Below are 14,712 nucleotides of genomic sequence, written 5' to 3'. Positions count from 1 at the left end.
GCTCGCCGCCGCCGCGCCGCCCAAGGCCGCAGCCGCAGGCATCGCCCTGGACATGCACGACGACGCCGACGACAAGGACTTCGAGCGCTTCTAGAACCCACGCGCGCCCCGGCTCCCGCATCCTGGCCGCTGCCGATGCGCGCAACAAGAAACAGGGGCTTCCCGAGGGAAGCCCCTGTTGTTTCCTCTGCGGGCGGCGCACCCGCCAGGCGGCGCCTGCGCGGGCGCCCGGGCTCAGGCCTTCTCGTAGGGCCGCACGGTGAGCACGGGCACGGGCGAGGTCTTGACCACCTGGTCGGCCACGGAGCCGAAGATGATGCGGTCCAGGCCCTTGCGGCCATGGGTGCCGATGACGATGAGGTCCGCCTTGTGTTCCGCCGCCACGGCCAGGATCTGCTGGGCCGCGTCGCCCATGACCACCAGCCCCTGGGCCTCCTGGCCCTGCAGGCAGGTGTTCAGGCAGTCCTCCATGTTCAGCCGCGCGCCGTTCATGATCTCGCGCTCAAAGCCGGTGATGTAGCCCGCCGAAACCTGGAAATCCTGGTAGCGCGCCATGTCGGGCACCACGTACAGCAGCAGCACCTCGGCGCCCAGGCGCCGCCCCAGGTACGCCGCCCAGCCCGCCACCTTGCCCGTGGCCTCCGAGAAGTCCACGGCGCACAGTATCCGCTTGATGTCCTTCATGTTTCCTCCGCAAGGGGCCCTCGCCCTCGCTACGCCCCCGGCACGGCGCCCGGAGCTTTGGCTTACCGTAAGCCGCGCGGGGCCGTCCTGTCACCAGGGAAAATACAGCGCACGGGGCGCGAAAAAGGCAGGGGGCCCCGGCCATGCCGGAGCCCCCGTCGCGCGCGCCGGGCCCGGGCGGCCTACCAGCCGCGCTCGGTGATGATCTCCTGGATCTTCTCCTGATCCTGCTTTTCCAGCAGCACGAGCTTCTTGGCGCTGGCCCGCTCGATGCGCTCCATGAGCGTCCCGAAGTTGGCGGGCTTTTCCAGCACGTCCAGCGCGCCCAGGCGCACGGCCTGGATGCCCTTGTCCACCGAAGCGTGGCCCGTGAGCAGGATGACCTGCAACTCCGGGCGGTCCTGCTTGATGGCCCGCAGGAATTCGATGCCGTCCATGCCGGGCATCTTGAGGTCCAGGACGATGACGTCCACCGGGGCCGTGCGGGCCAGCTCCAGGGCCTGCCCCGGGTCGGCGGAGGCGGTCACGTCCAGCCCCCGGCCCTTCATGCGTTCGGACAGGGTGTCCAGGAAATCCTTCTCGTCATCGACAAGCAGCACCTTCTTGCTCATGGCGCTCCTCCTTTTGGTGTGTTGCGTTCAGTGGATGGCGGACAGCCGGGCCAGGGTCAGGCGCAGGGCGCCGCCCTCGAGGGCGCACCGTGCGTCCAGGGCCGCCAGCAGGGCGTCAGCCTCGGGGCCTGCGGGCAGGGCCACGCCCGGCCCGGCCCCCGTGAAAATCACCTCGCCGCCCCCGGGCGCCGCGGCGGCGTCCACCGCCACCGGCCCGGCCCCGGCCTCAAGCACGGCGCACAGGCACAGGTGCAGCGCGCCGGCCAGCAGGAAGGGCCGCGTGGCCAGCGGCACGGGGTCGCCCGGGGCCAGGGCCAGCTCCACCCGGGCCTGGGCCGCCTGGCGGCGGTGCAGCCCCAGGGCCAGGGCCGCCGCCTCGCGCAGGTCCACCGTATGGCAGGGCTCGTCGGGCAGGTGGGCAAAGCGGTTCAGGGTGCCGATGACCGCGTTGGCCCGCTGCACATGCCGCGCGATGCGCTCCACGGCCACGGCCAGGCGCTGCGGGTCCAGGGGCTGGCCGTGGCCGGCCAGGACCGCAAGGTCCTGCATCAGCCCCGCGTTCTCGTTGATCATCGCCAGGGAATTCTTCAACTCGTGCGAGACCCCGGCGCACATGCGCCCGAAATAGGCCAGACCCATGGGGCCCAGGGTCCGCCAGTCCACGTCAGTCATGGCTTGCGCCTCCCTGCCGCGCGGCCCCGGGGCCCATGATCCGCGCAAACGTTTCCATCAGCGTTTCGATGCCCACGGGCTTGACCAGATAGGCCTCGCCCCGGGCGGCCCCGGCGGCGAAGTCCAGCTCCGAGCCGTGCCCGGTGAGGAACACGGCGCGCAGGTCCGGCTGCATGGCGCGCAGCCGCTGGTGCAGCTCCAGCCCGCCCATGCCGGGCCTTTTCACGTCCAGCACGGCGATGTCGTAGGCCCGCGCGCGCGCCAGCTCCAGGGCCTGCTCGGCGCAGACCGCGTAGTCGGCCTCCACGCCCCGGAAACCCAGCCGCTCGGCCAGGGCGCAGACCAGTTCGTGCTCGTCGTCCACTAGCAGTACTCGCATGAATCCTCTTCCTCCTGGCCGCACTGCACGGGCAGGGTGATGGTGAAGGTCGTGCCCTGGCCCACGCGGCTGGCCACCTCGATATTGCCCCCGAGCTTGCGCACCAGGCCGTAGGTGATGGACAGGCCGAGCCCCGTGCCCCCGGCGCCGCGCTTGGTGGAGTAGAACGGCTCGAAGATGCGCTTCTGGTCCTCGGGGCGGATGCCGCAGCCGTCGTCGCGCACCCGGATGCGCAGGTGCGCGGGGTCGGGGCTGTCCACCTCGATGCCCACGTGCCCGTTGTCGGCCACGGCCTGGAAGGCGTTGTTGACCAGGTTGAGCAGGATCTGTTGCAGCTTGCCCCGGTCGCAGTCGAATTCCGGCAGCTCCGGGGCCACGGCCACGGCGATGGTCACGCTGCGGTACTCGGCCTCCTTGCGCAGGAAGGAGAGCACCTCCTCGACGACCTCGCCCACGCTGATGCGCTCCACACGCACGTTGATATGCCGGGCGAAGCCCAACAGGTGCTTGGTGATATTGCCGCAGCGCTCCACGGAGCGCGTGATCTCCCCGGCCAGGCCCAGCAGGCGGTCGGGGTCCAGGTCGTTGCGGCGGTAGGTCAACAGGTCCTTGAGCAGCCCGGCCTTCTCGCCGATGACCGCCAGGGGGTTGTTGACCTCGTGGGCCACGCCTGCGGCCAGGCGGCCGATGGAGGCCATCTTGTTGGCGTGCTCGGCGTGGTGCAGGGCCACGAAGCGGTTGCGGTCGGCCTGGTAGACTTGGTTGACCAGGAAGGTCGCCACCGCCGTGACCACCACAAGGATCACCATCACGCTGGCCGCCAGGAACCACACGAGCTGGAAGCGCTTGTCGTACCACGCGGCCATGAGCTCGTCGCGCGACTTGACGACCATCAGGACGAACGGGGAGTTGGGCACGTAGGCGTAGCCGATGGTCAGCTCCCGGTCGCCCTCCTCGTGGGCCATGATCTCGGTGTACTCCGAATAGGGCGGCACGGGCAGGCCCACGGGGTCGAGCACGGCGCCGTGGTGCCGCGAGGGCGTCTGGAGCACGCCCTTGGTGTTGATGATGAACGAGTCGCCGCTGCCCAGCAGGTCCAGCCCGGCCAGGTTGTTGAAGCGGTCGGTGTCCAGGGTGGCGCGCAGCACGAAGAACCCGCCATCCGGCAGGGCCTGGCGCACGGCGATGACCAGGTGCGGCACGTTGCGGAAGCCCAGGAACACGTCGCTCACGTAGCTGCCCGCCGACACCGCGCGGGTGAACCACTCCTGGTCGCTGTAGTCGCGCCCCAGCAGGCTGTAGGGGCCCACGTAGGCCCGCTGCACGCCGTCGGCGTCGATGAGCCCCAGGTCCACGAACCCGCCGTGGCTGCGCTTCAAATGCTCCAGCAGTACGCCGAGCACCTCGGGGTCGTGCAGGGCCTCGGGGCTGCGGTCCTGGAGCACGAAGGACAGCACGCTGGCGCGCTCCTCCAGGTAGAAGGACACCGCGCGCCGGGTGTTGGACACGATGCGCGAGGTGCGCAGGCGCACTTCGGCCTCCACCGCGCTGCGCGTCACCTCGTGGTCGATGAGGGTCATGGCCGTGAGCGGGACCAGGGCCGTGAGGGCCGTGAGCACGATGGCCAGGGCCCAGGCCCGGCGGTAGTTGAACAGGCTGCGCCCGGGGGTGGCGTCCTGCGGCGGCAGCCAGAAGCGCGGGGCGATGAAGTCACGAAGCGACATGTCCGTTCCTGCTGCGGTCGGGCTAGCGGGCCCGGTTGCGGATCTTCTCGTGGGCCTCGCGCAGGGTGCGGCTCAAGACCTCGATGTCCACGGGCTTTTGCAGGTAGGCAAAGGCGCCCAGGCTCATGCAGGTGTCGCGGTCCTGGGCGGAGCCGTGACCGGTGAGGATGATGACCTCGATGGCCGGGCTTTCGCGCTTGACGCGGCGCAGCACCTCGATGCCGTCGATGCCGGGCATCTTGAGGTCCAGGATCATGACCTCGGGCTCGTCGCGTCCGACCATGTCCAGGGCGGCCTCGCCGTCGTAGACCACGTGCGAGCCCACGTCGCGCAGGGACAGCCGTTCGGAGAGCGTCTGCACGAACTCGCGTTCGTCGTCCACCAGCAGGACCTTGGAGGGCATCTCGAAGTCCACCTTGCGGTAGATGTCGGTCTGGTAGAACCCGCTGCCCACGCGGACCTCCACGGCGCCGACGCCCGGCACGCGCGCGGCCTCGGCGCGCAGCTCCTCCTCCAGGCGCGACAGCAGCATCACGTTCTTGTTGATGGTCAGGATGACCGTGCCGTCCTTGGCGTCCACGGCCACATCGTGGCCCTCGCCAACCAGGTGCACGCCCACGCGCGCGGCCAGGGCGAAGTCCTGCACCGCCCGGCGCGAGGCGTCGGTAGTGCGCACGGCGTCCTTGCCCAGGTTTTCCATGACCAGCCCCGCCGCGCGGGCGCCGTCCATGCCGTGCATGGGAATCAGGATGTCGTACAGCCCGGCGCTCCAGGGGTCCTTGTTGTGCAGCACGGTGTCCACCCAGGCCGCGCAGTCCTCGTCGGACTGGCGGATGGCCCGCAGGGCGTCCTTCTCGGCCACGCCCTGGGCCTGGGCGGCGTCCAGGCGGTGGCGGATGTCGGCGATGAGGCACACGCGCAGGGCGTGGGTCACCGCGCCGGGCACCAGCAGCCCGCAGAAGCCGTCCAGGACCAGCCCGTCGGCGGCCAGGGCCTGGGCCGTGGCCAGCCGCAGCCAGGCCACGGCGCGCTCCTTCTCGCGGTTGAACTTGTTGAACACCGAGGTCCGGGCCGTAAGCGCCCGGGCGATCTTGTCGCGCGAGAGGCCCGACAGGGCCTGGGCGCTGTCGATGAGGGCCGCGTCGCCGACCACCTCGTACCCCGTGGAGGCCCGCAGGCTCTCGACGACCTCGTCCTTGCCGCAGTAGGTGCCGCTCATGATGCTGATGACGGACATGGGCTTCTCCTTAGATGTTGTAGCACACGGTGGTCAGGGGGCAGCGCTTCTCGTCGGCCTGGGCGTGGGCGCCCTGGTGCACGGCGCGCAGGGCGCCCTCGGTGGAGGCGAAGATGTGGTCCTGGCCGATCTTCTCCAGCAGGTGCGTGCGCCGCAAGACCTCCATCACCGACTCGTTGACGCCCGACAGGGACACGTCCACCCCCGCCTGGCGGCAGCGCGAGATGAGCAGCGACAGCGACTCCTCGCCCGAGGCGTCCATGTCGTTGATGCCGCTGGCCACCAGCACGATATGGCGCAGGCTCTTCTTGCGCAGCATGCGCTCGGTGATCTGGTCCTCCAGGAAGCTCGCGTTGGCGAAGAACAGCGGGCCGTCGAAGCGGACCACGTCCACATAGTCGCATTCCATCAGCGAGTACTCCCGGGCGCAGCGCAGGGCGGAATCCTCGGCCAGGGCCAGGGAGCGCACCCGGGGGCGCATGCTCTTGTACAGGAACACGCCAAGGGAGAGCACCACGCCGACCATGATGCCCTTGTCCAGATGCGGGGCGAAGGCCAGGGTGGCCACGAAGGAGACCACGGAGATGATCCCGTCGTAACGCTGGGCCTTCCAGGCGTGGACGAAGCCCGAGGCGTTGATGAGCCCGATGACGGCCATCATGATCACCGCCGCCAGCACGGACTGCGGCAGGTGGTAGAGCAGCGGGGTGAGGAAGAGCAGCGCGATGACCACCATGACGCTGGTGACCACGCTGGACAGGCCGGTGACAGCGCCCGCCTGGAGGTTCACCGCCGAGCGCGAGAACGAGCCCGAGGTGGGGTAGCTGCGGGTCAGGGCGCCCAGGATGTTGGCCAGGCCCTGGCCGATGAGCTCCTGGTTGGGGTCCAGGCGCTGGCCGGTCTTGGCGGCCATGGCCTTGGCGATGGAGATGGCCTCCATGAAGCCCAGCAGGGAGATGATGGCCGCGTAGGACAAAAGATGCAGCACCACGTTCAGGTCGAAGCTCGGCACGGCGAAGGCGGGCAGGCCCTTGGGGATGGCCCCGACCACGGCTCCGCCGCCCATGGCCGTCAGCGCGGTCACGTCCAGGAGCTTGTTGCCGACCTTCAGGCGCCAGGTGCGGCCATCGTCCTGCGCGCCGGGGGGCACCTCGCCCCGGGGGAAGAGCAGCAGCCCGCCCGGCTCGGGCACCCCGGCAAAGAGCATGGCCCGCAGGGCCTCGCGCTGCTCGTGGGCCGCGTTGCGCGCCACGGCGATGTCGTGGTTGACCTTGATGATGTCGTGCTCGGCATCGTTGGCGGCGTCGAAATCGCGCGCCTGGCGGGCCTGGTCCAGGGCGGCGGACAGCCCGGTGCGCTGCGCCGACAGCTCGGCGATGCGCGCCGTGGCCGCGTTGAAGGTTTCCACGGCCTGCCGGGCCTCGGGGCTGCGCACGGCGTCCAGGGGCACCTGGGCGTCGTGCTGGAAGCCCACGGCCCAGGAGATGCACGTGGTCACGGCCACGGCCACCAGCACGTTGGGAATCCGGGGGTTCAGGCGGCGCAGGAAGAACATGATGGCGAAGGCCAGGGCCCCCAGGGCCAGGGTCGGCCAGTGGGTGTAGTGCACGGCGGCCTGCACCACGCGGACGATGGTCTCGTAGTGGTGCTCGGCGCTGTCCACCGACACGCCGAACATCTTGGAGAGCTGGCTCGTGGCGATGATGATGGCTGCGGCGTTGGTAAAGCCGTTGACCACCGGGTGGGACAGGAAGTTGACCACCAGCCCCAGGCGCAGCACACCCAGGGAGAGCTGGAACACGCCCACCAAAAGCGCCAGCAGCACGGCATAGGCGATGTAACCCTCGCTGCCCGCCGTGGCCAGGGGCTCCAGGCTGGCGGCGGTCATCAGCGAGACCACGGCCACCGGGCCGGTGGCCAGCTGGCGGCTGGAGCCGAACAGCGAGGCCAGCATGGGCGGCAGGAAGGAGGCGTACAGCCCGTAGTAGGGCGGCAGGCCCGCCAGCTGGGCATAGGCCATGCTCTGGGGAATGAGCACCAGGGCCACGGTGACGCCCGCCACGGTGTCGAGCTTGAATTTCTCGGCCCCGTACCCCCGGAACCAGGCGAGGAAGGGAAAGATTCTGGTGAGCATCACACGTCCGTCCTTGCTGAAGGAGATGAGGTCAGGATCTTGCGCGCCGCGGCGATCATCTCGTCGAACAGCGCGCCCGCGTCGTAGAGGTTGTACGTCTTGAAGCGCGCCAGGCCATCGACCATGGTGAACAGGACCATGGCCACCTTGCGCTCGCGGACCTCGGCCACGGACCCGTCGACCCGGCCCTGGGCCACGGCCCGCTCGAAGAACTCGATGAAGCAGTTGTAGATGGCCTCGAGCTGCTCGCGGCAGACCGCGTTCTCGCGGGCCAGCATGTAGGGGTAGTGGCGGTGCAGCAGCAGGAATGCGTCCTCCATGACCCCGGAGAGGTAGAGATAGAACCCGAGCAGTCCCTCGACCTTCTCCAGGCCGCTGGCGTAGCCCTGCTCGCCCTCGTGCTCCTCGAAATGGCGGACCACGTCGCGGCGCACTCCGCGCAACACTTCCAGCAGCAGGTCCTCCTTGCTGCCGAAGTGGTAGAAGATGGTGCTCTCGGCCACGCCCGTGGCCTTGGCCAGCTCGGCGGTGCTGGTGTCGGCAAAGCCCTTGTTGGCGAACAGCCGCAGCGCCGCGTAGAGAATCTTTTCCTTCTTGGTCATCGCCACCCCTTTGCTACTGAGTAATCACTCAGTAGCTATGCCCTCATTTACCCGGGGTGACGGACCTGTGTCAAGACGGTTTGTTCAAAAAATATCTTTTTTAGTTTCAGTATATTAAAGACAGGTCGCCCCGCTTCGTCCTCGCCCGGCACTCCGGACTGAGTAAACACTCAGCCCGGGCGCCTGCATTTGGCGCCCCCGCCTCTCCCCGCCCGGGACCCGCGCGGGGGACCGGGGAGCCCTCGCGCGCGGCCTCGCCCGGCACGCCCCGGGAAGGGCATAAGCGCGGCGGGAAGGCGGCACACTCTTTTTTTCCGCGCTTCAATTTTTCGGTTGTTTCCTGTATCGTCCCCGAACATGGGACGCCGCCGCCAGCACCGCACATGAGGCCGAAGATGGGAGAACGCAACACCACCCGCGAGATACTGGACGACGAACTGGCCGCCCTGCGCGCCGAGGCCGCCCTGCTGCGTGACGAGCTGGCCCGCGCCCGCGCCAGGGAGCGCCACTTCCACCGCCTGTTCCACGAGGCGCCCCTGCCCTACCAGGCCCTGGACGGGGCCGGACGCATCATCGAGGTCAACCGCGCCTGGACCGAACTCATGGGCTACGACGCCGGGCAGGCCCAGGGCCGGTCCTTCGCCGACTTCCAGCCCCCGGACGAGCGCGCCCGGTTCCTGTGCCGCTTCGAGGCCTTCAAGCGCGCCGGGGAGGTGCGCGGGCTGGAAACGACCCTGCTGCGCAAGGACGGCACACCCCTGCTCGTTGCCCTGGACGGCAAAATCGACCGCACCCCGGACGGCACCTTCCGCCAGACCCATTGCGTGTGGCGCGACATCACGCACGAGCGCGCCATGGAGCAGGCCCTGGCGCGCTCGGAGTTCAAGTTCCGCCGCGTGCTGGAGCAGATCCAGCTCATCGGCGTCTGCCTGGACACCCAGGCCCGGCTGACCTTCGCCAACGACTGCTTCCTGGAGCTGACGGGCTGGACCCGCGAGGAACTGCTGGGGCGCGACTGGTTCGCCACCTGCATCGCCGCCCCGAACCGGGACGCCGTGCGCGCCGTGTTCATGCAGACCATGGCCAGCGGCGAGGCCGGGGAATACACCTTCTACGACAACCCCATCCTGACCCGCGACGGCCAGACCCTGGACGTGGGCTGGACCAACGTGCTGACCCGCGACGAGCAGGGCGCCGTCACCGGCGTGACCTGCCTGGGGCTGGACATCACCGAGCGCAAGCGGGCCATGGCCGCCCTGCGCGAGAGCGAGGACCGCTTCCGCTCCCTGTTCGCCGAGTCGCCCCTGGGCATCTACCTCTTCCGCCTGGAAGCCGACGACAGCCTGACCCTGCTGGACGCCAACCCCGCCTCCAGCCGCATCATGGACCGCGACAACGCCCGGCTCGTCGGCCTGCCCCTGGCCCAGGCCTTTCCCGCCTTCGCCGCCTCGGGCATTCCGGACCATTACCGCCGCCTGGCCCGCGAGGGCGGCGCCTGGAGCCTGCGGCGCTACGAATACGCCACCCAGGGCCGGACGAGGTTCTTCGACATCCACGCCTTCCAGACCGCACCCGGGCATGTGGCGGTCATGTTCCAGGACGTGAGCGTGCAGGTTCGCGGCGAGGCCGCCCTGCGCGACAGCGAGGCCCTCTACCGCAACCTGTTCGAGAACTCCGCCGTGGGCATCTTCCTCGTCGGGCCGGATACCGTGATCCGCGACGCCAACCCCCTGGCCAGCGAGATCCTCGGCTTCACCCGCGACGAACTGCGCGGCATGAGCGCCCGCGACGTCCTGACCCCGGCCAGCGCCGAGGCCCTGCTCCCGGAGGAAGCCGTGCGCCTGGCGCGGCAAAGCGGGCGGCCGCGCATCATGCAGCGCGAATACAACCGCAAGCACGCCCCGCCCCTGCCGGTGGAATCCATGGTCCGCGCCGTGGACGAGCAGGGCACCCATCTGGTCATGTTCCATGATATCTCCGCGCGCCTGCAGGCCCAGGCCGCCCTCACGGACTTCCGCCGCCTGGTGGAGGCCATGGCCGACAACATGGGCGACATGCTCTGGGCCAAGGACCCCCAGGGCCGCTACATCTTCGCCAACCGGGCCATCCGCGAAAACCTGCTGTGCAGCGACGGCGAAGAGGTCCTGGGCCGCACGGACCTGCACTTCGCCGCGCGCAACCGCGCCCTGGGGCGCGGGCACACCTTCGGGGAATGCTGCGTGGACAGCGACCAGGTCGTGCTGGCCTCCCGCGCCCCGGGCCGCTTCGTGGAAGACGGGCTGGTGCGCGGCGCCTACCTCTGCCTGGAGGTGCTCAAGTCCCCGCTGTTCGACGACCGGGGCGAGCTCATCGGCACCGTGGGCTCGGGGCGCGACATCACCGCCCAGCGCCTGGCCGACGAGGCCCTGCGCCACAGCCGCACCCTGCAGGAGGAAACCCTGCGCCTGGGCAGCATGGGCGGCTGGGAGCTGAACCTGGAGAAAGGCACCCTGAGCTGGACCGCCTCGGAATACGCCACCTACGGGCTGGACCCCGCAGGCCCGCCCCCGAGCCCCGAGGTCTTCCTGCACACCCTGGTCCACCCCGAAGACCGCGCGCGGCTCCGCCAGGACCTGGAACAGGCCGTACGCGACAGCACCACGCTGGAACGCGAGTTCCGCATCGTGCGCATGGACGGCGAAACCCGGCTGCTGCGCACCCTGGCCCGCCCGGCCCTGGGGCCGGACGGCGCCGTGGTCCGCATGCAGGGCGCGACCCGCGATGTGACCGAGGAGCGCGCCGCCGAACAGGCCCTGCGCCAGGCCAAGGAGGAGGCCGAGCGCGCCGCGCGCTCCAAGGGCGTGTTCCTGGCCAACATGAGCCACGAGCTGCGCACGCCGCTCAACGGCATCTTCGGCATGCTCCAGCTGGCCCTGACCACCGAGCTGGACGACGAGCAGCGCGACTACCTGGAAACCGCCCTGGCCACGGGCCGCAGCCTGCTCACGGTCATCAACGACGTGCTTGACTTCACCCGCCTGGACGCCGGGTTCCTGGACGTGGCCCGCGAACCTTTCGACCTGATGCGCACGGTGGCCCTGGTCATGGACAACTTCCGCCCCGAGGCCAGGGACAAGGGCATCGACCTCGCCGTCGTGGCCCACCCCGGCACCCCCGCCGTGCTGGTGGGCGACGAGGCCCGGCTGCGCCAGATCCTGTTCAACGTGATGGGCAACGCCGTGAAGTTCTGCCCCCGCGGCGAGGTGGCCCTGGAGATCTGCCCCCTGAGCCCGGTGCGCGGGCAGGCCCGGGTGCTCTTCACCGTGCGCGACACGGGCATCGGCATCCCCCAGGAGCACCTGGGCTCCGTCTTCGAGGCCTTCACCCAGGTGGACGGCGCCTACACCCGGCGCTACAAGGGCACGGGCCTGGGCCTGGGCATCGTCAAGCGCCTGGTGCTGCTGCTGGGCGGCAGCCTGGCCGTCTCCAGCGCCCCGGGCGAGGGCACCGAGATCCACTTCTGCCTGCCCTTCGGCCTGCCCGCCGTCCAGGCCGCGCCCCCGGCCCCCCACACCCCGGCGCCCCGGCCCCGGCCCCTGACCCTGCTGCTGGCCGAGGACGAAACCGTGAACCTCATGGCCGCCCGGATGATGCTCGAAAAGCAGGGCCACACGGTGCACACGGCGCGCACCGGCGTCCAGGCCGTGGAGGCCGTGCGCGACCGCGACTTCGACTGCGTGCTCATGGACATCCAGATGCCCGAGATGGACGGGCTGGAGGCCACGGCGCGCATCCACGCCCTGCGCCCTGGGCTGCCCGTGGTGGCCATGACCGCCCACGCCATGGAGGGCGACCGCGACCGCTTCCTGGCGGCGGGGATGTGCGCCTATGTGGCCAAGCCGGTGAGCATGGAAGAGCTGGAAGGCGTGCTGGAGGCCCTGGGGCGGCCTCTCAGCCCAGAGGGCACTGGGGATTCAGGCGCTTGACGAAGACCTCGCCCGTGTGGGTGAAGAAAAGCAGCTTGCGGCCCCTGTCGCCGCCCACGTCCGAGGCCACCACCCGCAGCCGCTCGCTTTCCAGGGTCTCGAAGGCCATGAGCACGTTGCGCCGCCCGACCCCGAACTGCTCGGCAAACATGGCGTTGGCCCCGCCGAAGACCTTGCAGATCAGGTCCGCGCGGCGCACCCCCTGGCGCAGCAGCCCGCGCGCCAGGCGCCGGATGGCGTCATCCACGTACTTGTAGTCCCGGGGCGCGGGCGCCACACAGTCGCACTGGGGCATCAGCGCATGGAACATCGCGCCCCAGCCCGAAACCGGGCAATGGAACGTCACCGCCACGCACGAGCCCAGCACCGTGGACACGGCCAGGGGCCGCTGCGAAACCACGGCGTCGCCCACCCCCAGCTGGCGCAGGCTGACTCCGGGGTGCTTGTCCAGCAGGTGGTGCATCACTGTTCCACGTCCAGGGGATTGGCCATGAGCCCCATGTTGGCCAGCATCTCGAAGAGGATGGCCCGGTCGAAGGGCTTGGTGACGTAGGCGTCGGCCCCGCATTCGAACTGCGCCTCGAGCATGTGCCGCGCGTCGCTCAGGCAGGTCAGCATGATGACCCTGGGCCGCGCCTCGCGGGGCACGTTCTCGTCGTCGAACAGGTCGCGGATGCGCCGCGTGGCCTCCAGCCCGTCCATCTCGGGCATCATGATGTCCATGAAGACCACGTCGTAGCCCTCGCCCCGCAGGGACTCGCGGACCATCTCCACGGCCCGGGCCCCGTTTTCGGCCTCGTCGCAGCGCCCCACGTCCTTGAAAAACGCCTTGAGCAGAAAGCGCAGCGAATCGCTATCGTCCACGATGAGAATCCTGATCACGGCGGCCCTCCCCTTGCAGCCCTGGGCGCGGCCCGGCGCCTGGCTGGGCGCTATGCTAGCATCCAGCGCGAAATGCGGTCAAAGGCTTCCTCCAGCTCCGCCTCGCCGGCGCCGTACGACAGGCGCAGGTGCCCCTCGCCAGCGGCCCCGAAGGTCGAGCCCGGGATGGTGATCACCCGCGCCTCGCGGATCAGCCGTTCGGCCAGCTGGCGCGAGGGCTCGCCGGTGAACAGCGTGCGGGCCATGATGTAGAACGCTCCCGCCGGGCGCACGTAGCTGAGCGCCCCGGCCAGGGCGTCCAGCCGCGCGCAGGCCAACTCGCGGCGCGCCGCCAGGGCCGTGCGCATGGCCGCGAACACCTCCTGCGGGCCGCGCAGCGCCGCCAGGGCCGCGTGCTGGGCCACCGTGGGCGCGCAGATGGCCGTGCAGTCGTGGACCTTGAGCATCTGGTCCATGATCGGCGCGCTGGCCCAGGCGTAGCCCACCCGCCAACCCGTGAGGGCGAAGCGCTTGGAAAAGCTGTTCACCAGCACGCAGCGCCCGGCCAGCTCCGGCAGCGCCGCCACGCTCATGGGCATGGGCCCGTCGTAGACCAGCGCGTCGTAGGTCTCGTCGGTGATGACGTACAGCCCATGGCGCTCGGCCACCCCGGCCAGCCCGCGCAGCTCGGCCTCGCCAAACACCGCCCCCGTGGGGTTGCACGGGTTGCAGAACAGGATGGCCCGCGTGCGCGGCGTCACCGCCGCCTCCAGGGCCGCCACGTCCAGCCCCCAGCCCGGCCCGGCGGGCACCGGCACCGGCACCCCGCCCGCCAGCAGCACCTGCTCCACGTGCGAGGCATACGCGGGCGAGGGCATGAGCACCTCGTCGCCCTCCTCCACCAGCGAGAGCACCGCGCACAGCAGCGCCTCCATGGCGCCCACGGTGATGGCCACCTCGGCGCGCGGGTCCACGCGCAGGCCCTTTTCGCGCGTGAGCAGCTCGGCCACCGCCTCGCGCAGGGCGGGCATCCCGGGCTGGAGCGAATACTTGCCCGCCGCGCCGTCCTCGCGCAGCGCCCGGCAGACCGCGTCCACAACGTGCTCCGGCGTGGGGAACGACGGAACCCCCTGCCCCAGGGACACGCACCCGCCCACCTCGGCGGCGATCATCGGCATCAGCTTGGTTTCCGAAATGCGAATCCGCCCCACCCGGCGGCTGAACGACATGCCCATGGCCATGGCCTCGCTTGTGGTTGTGGTTGCTGCCCGGCGGGGAGGGAGGCGTCTTTCTTGCGCGGGAAGGGGGGGCCTCGTCCCCCGCACTCCCATTCCAAGAAGAAAATACCTGGAAGACTTACGCCGTGCCGCCCTGCAACAGTTGTTGCTCGAAGTGCTCGCGGGCCTTACGCCAGACGGTTTCGGCGTGGAGGCGGAGCTGCCTCGCTTTGTCTTTTCTATGCACCACTTCGCGGGCAATGGCTTGTTGCGTATCGGCGTCAGGCGCTGGAACGCGAAGTTCAGCCTGTAGCGGTCTACAGTTTTTTGGACACTCATTTGCGCTAATCAGGCCGCTATTGACACCGGGGCGGTCTGCTCCTTTCTGACCTGGGCCGGGGTCTTGTACCCGTGTCGGCCAACGATCCATTCCCGATTGTAGGTTTCCTTGAATTCCAGCAGGGCCAGTCTCAGTTCTTCAACCGTGTCGAAGTGCCTGACCCAGAGCAGGTTTTCCTTGAGGGTGCGCACGAAGCGCTCCGCGATCCCGTTGCCCTGCGGCTCACGCACATAGGACGGAGAACTCTTGATGCCCAGGAAGGCGATTTCGTCCTGGAATACGTCCG

14 protein-coding genes are annotated in these 14,712 nt (G+C 69.7%); 2 read left to right on the top strand and 12 right to left on the bottom strand.

Annotated features, from left to right (window positions below):
* Positions 1-234 precede the first annotated feature (234 nt).
* The 8 genes from G495_RS0113915 to G495_RS0113880 all read right to left on the bottom strand — a co-directional run bounded on the left by G495_RS0113915 (position 235) and on the right by G495_RS0113880 (position 8,043).
* A complete protein-coding gene (locus G495_RS0113915) occupies positions 235-684 on the bottom strand; it encodes a universal stress protein (protein ID WP_028588293.1) in 450 nt (149 codons plus the stop codon).
* Positions 685-866: 182 nt separating this feature from the next.
* Complete coding sequence (locus tag G495_RS0113910) at positions 867-1,295, bottom strand: response regulator (protein WP_028588292.1); 429 nt, start codon at positions 1,293-1,295, stop codon at positions 867-869.
* 27 nt (positions 1,296-1,322) lie between these two features.
* On the bottom strand, positions 1,323-1,967 hold the full coding sequence (locus tag G495_RS20590; protein ID WP_051445398.1) for a histidine kinase dimerization/phospho-acceptor domain-containing protein: 645 nt from the start codon (positions 1,965-1,967) through the stop codon (positions 1,323-1,325).
* Positions 1,960-2,346, bottom strand: coding sequence for a response regulator (locus G495_RS0113900; protein ID WP_028588291.1), 387 nt, complete (start codon positions 2,344-2,346; stop codon positions 1,960-1,962). Before G495_RS0113900 ends, G495_RS20590 begins: the two co-directional genes overlap by 8 nt.
* Positions 2,331-4,070: a sensor histidine kinase gene (locus G495_RS0113895; RefSeq protein ID WP_028588290.1), complete on the bottom strand. Its 1,740-nt coding sequence runs from the start codon at positions 4,068-4,070 to the stop codon at positions 2,331-2,333. Before G495_RS0113895 ends, G495_RS0113900 begins: the two co-directional genes overlap by 16 nt.
* Positions 4,071-4,092: 22 nt before the next feature.
* On the bottom strand, positions 4,093-5,307 hold the full coding sequence (locus G495_RS0113890; RefSeq protein ID WP_028588289.1) for a response regulator: 1,215 nt from the start codon (positions 5,305-5,307) through the stop codon (positions 4,093-4,095).
* A gap of 10 nt (positions 5,308-5,317) precedes the next feature.
* Positions 5,318-7,441, bottom strand: a complete 2,124-nt coding sequence (locus tag G495_RS0113885; RefSeq protein WP_028588288.1) for a SulP family inorganic anion transporter — start codon at positions 7,439-7,441, stop codon at positions 5,318-5,320.
* A complete protein-coding gene (locus G495_RS0113880) occupies positions 7,441-8,043 on the bottom strand; it encodes a TetR/AcrR family transcriptional regulator (RefSeq protein ID WP_028588287.1) in 603 nt (200 codons plus the stop codon). Before G495_RS0113880 ends, G495_RS0113885 begins: the two co-directional genes overlap by 1 nt.
* 395 nt (positions 8,044-8,438) lie before the next feature.
* On the opposite strand from G495_RS0113880, the gene G495_RS20585 reads away from it, so the two are divergent.
* Entirely contained in the window at positions 8,439-12,008 is a 3,570-nt protein-coding gene (locus tag G495_RS20585; protein ID WP_051445397.1) for a PAS domain S-box protein, read from the top strand.
* On the opposite strand, the gene G495_RS0113870 is transcribed toward G495_RS20585, so the two are convergent.
* The 3 genes from G495_RS0113870 to G495_RS0113860 are packed head-to-tail and all read right to left on the bottom strand — an operon-like array spanning position 11,974 to position 14,110.
* Positions 11,974-12,471 carry a chemotaxis protein CheD gene (locus tag G495_RS0113870; RefSeq protein WP_028588286.1) on the bottom strand — a complete coding sequence of 166 codons (498 nt, stop codon included), beginning with the start codon at positions 12,469-12,471 and terminating at the stop codon, positions 11,974-11,976. The two genes, G495_RS20585 and G495_RS0113870, sit on opposite strands and share 35 nt — an antisense overlap.
* Positions 12,471-12,890 carry a response regulator gene (locus tag G495_RS0113865; RefSeq protein ID WP_028588285.1) on the bottom strand — a complete coding sequence of 140 codons (420 nt, stop codon included), beginning with the start codon at positions 12,888-12,890 and terminating at the stop codon, positions 12,471-12,473. The genes G495_RS0113870 and G495_RS0113865 overlap by 1 nt, the downstream gene beginning before the upstream one ends.
* A gap of 50 nt (positions 12,891-12,940) precedes the next feature.
* On the bottom strand, positions 12,941-14,110 hold the full coding sequence (locus G495_RS0113860) for a pyridoxal phosphate-dependent aminotransferase (protein ID WP_028588284.1): 1,170 nt from the start codon (positions 14,108-14,110) through the stop codon (positions 12,941-12,943).
* A 142-nt stretch (positions 14,111-14,252) separates the two neighbouring features.
* On the opposite strand from G495_RS0113860, the gene G495_RS21840 reads away from it, so the two are divergent.
* On the top strand, positions 14,253-14,399 hold the full coding sequence (locus tag G495_RS21840) for a hypothetical protein (protein ID WP_156939716.1): 147 nt from the start codon (positions 14,253-14,255) through the stop codon (positions 14,397-14,399).
* A gap of 35 nt (positions 14,400-14,434) precedes the next feature.
* Here G495_RS21840 and G495_RS0113850 read toward each other — a convergent pair.
* On the bottom strand, positions 14,435-14,712 hold a 278-nt coding region (locus G495_RS0113850), incomplete at its 5' end, for an integrase core domain-containing protein (protein ID WP_028588283.1).

The organism is Desulfocurvus vexinensis DSM 17965 (assembly GCF_000519125.1).
Lineage (GTDB): Bacteria > Desulfobacterota > Desulfovibrionia > Desulfovibrionales > Desulfovibrionaceae > Desulfocurvus > Desulfocurvus vexinensis.
The sequence above is the reverse complement of the archived record's forward strand: the minus strand, read 5'-3'. Positions and strand labels throughout refer to the sequence as shown.

Bases quoted from the DNA above. Each gene is read 5' to 3' on its own strand.
- G495_RS20585 (WP_051445397.1), top strand. From the start codon at position 8,439: ATGGGAGAACGCAACACCACCCGCGAGATACTGGACGACGAACTGGCC.
- G495_RS20590 (WP_051445398.1), bottom strand. From the start codon at position 1,967: ATGACTGACGTGGACTGGCGGACCCTGGGCCCCATGGGTCTGGCCTAT.
- G495_RS0113895 (WP_028588290.1), bottom strand. From the start codon at position 4,070: ATGTCGCTTCGTGACTTCATCGCCCCGCGCTTCTGGCTGCCGCCGCAG.
- G495_RS0113860 (WP_028588284.1), bottom strand. From the start codon at position 14,110: ATGGCCATGGGCATGTCGTTCAGCCGCCGGGTGGGGCGGATTCGCATT.
- G495_RS0113885 (WP_028588288.1), bottom strand. From the start codon at position 7,441: ATGCTCACCAGAATCTTTCCCTTCCTCGCCTGGTTCCGGGGGTACGGG.
- G495_RS0113870 (WP_028588286.1), bottom strand. From the start codon at position 12,471: ATGCACCACCTGCTGGACAAGCACCCCGGAGTCAGCCTGCGCCAGCTG.
- G495_RS0113910 (WP_028588292.1), bottom strand. From the start codon at position 1,295: ATGAGCAAGAAGGTGCTGCTTGTCGATGACGAGAAGGATTTCCTGGAC.
- G495_RS0113900 (WP_028588291.1), bottom strand. From the start codon at position 2,346: ATGCGAGTACTGCTAGTGGACGACGAGCACGAACTGGTCTGCGCCCTG.
- G495_RS0113880 (WP_028588287.1), bottom strand. From the start codon at position 8,043: ATGACCAAGAAGGAAAAGATTCTCTACGCGGCGCTGCGGCTGTTCGCC.
- G495_RS0113915 (WP_028588293.1), bottom strand. From the start codon at position 684: ATGAAGGACATCAAGCGGATACTGTGCGCCGTGGACTTCTCGGAGGCC.
- G495_RS0113890 (WP_028588289.1), bottom strand. From the start codon at position 5,307: ATGTCCGTCATCAGCATCATGAGCGGCACCTACTGCGGCAAGGACGAG.